Raw genomic sequence first — 1,129 nt, forward strand, 5'->3', positions numbered from 1 at the left:
GGGAGTGTCATGAATCAGGTGTGGATCTCCCCGAAGGAGTGAGCCTGATGAGTACGACAACTGGTCACCTGATCGAGAGTGTCGACGGCGTGTCGCTTGCTGAGGTCGGCGCGAGCGCTGAGGGTGCCGACGTGAAGTCGATGCCGGTATCGCACAACGGTCTGTCCAGCGAACTGCTGGAGGAGCTGGCCGCGCTCGCGACCGAGAAGGTCCGCGGGGACGGTCTGCGGCTGATGGGTGAGGGCGGGCTGTTGCCCGAGCTGGCCCAGCACCTGATGCAGTCCGCCCTGGAAGCCGAGATGGACGAGCACCTGGCTGCCGAGGCCGGCCGGGCCGGCGGGCGCGGATCGCGCTCGGGCGGCAACACGCGCAACGGCTACCGGAGCAAGAAGGTGATGACGGAGGTCGGCACCGTCACGGTGCAGGTCCCGCGTGATCGACTGGGTACCTTCCAGCCCCGGATGCTGCCCAAATACGCCCGCCGGACGGGTGCGTTGGACGATCTGGTGATCTCGCTGACCGCGAAGGGCCTGACCTCCGGCGAGATCGTCTCCCACCTCGCTCAGACGTACGGGATGACGACGACGAAGGAGACCATCTCCACCATTACGGACAAAGCCCTGGAGTCGATGGCGGAATGGCGTACCCGTCCGCTGGACGCGGTCTACCCGGTCGTGTTCATCGACGCCGTCCACGTGAAGATCAGGGACGGGTCGGTCGCCAACCGCCCGGTCTACGTGGCCGTCGCGGTCACCGCCGACGGCTATCGCGAGATCCTGGGGCTGTGGGCGGGCGACGGCGGCGAGGGCGCCAAGTACTGGCAGACGGTGCTGACCGAAATCAAGAACCGCGGCGTCCGTGACGTGCTGATGCTGGTCTGCGACGGGCTCTCCGCCCTGCCTGACGCGGTGAACACTGTATGGCCACAAACAGTGGTACAAACCTGCGTGGTTCACCTTCTGCGCGCCAGCCTGCGGTATGCCTCGCGCCGCGACTGGGCCGAAGTCGCCCGCGACCTCAAGCCCGTCTACACCGCCGTCAACGAGGACCAGGCCCGGGCGCGGCTGACGGACTTCGATGACAAGTGGGGCAAGCGCTACCCGTCGATCGCCGGCACCTGGGAGCGGGC

Annotated in this window: 1 protein-coding gene; it reads left to right on the plus strand. The window is 67.1% G+C overall.

What is annotated here, in order from left to right; all coding sequences use genetic code 11:
* Window positions 1-47 precede the first annotated feature (47 nt).
* A partial coding sequence (locus ACFYQ5_RS36115) for an IS256 family transposase (protein ID WP_389203864.1) occupies window positions 48-1,129 on the plus strand: 1,082 nt, incomplete at its 3' end.

It is taken from the genome of Streptomyces sp. NPDC005794 (assembly GCF_042871445.1).
Lineage (GTDB): Bacteria > Actinomycetota > Actinomycetes > Streptomycetales > Streptomycetaceae > Streptomyces.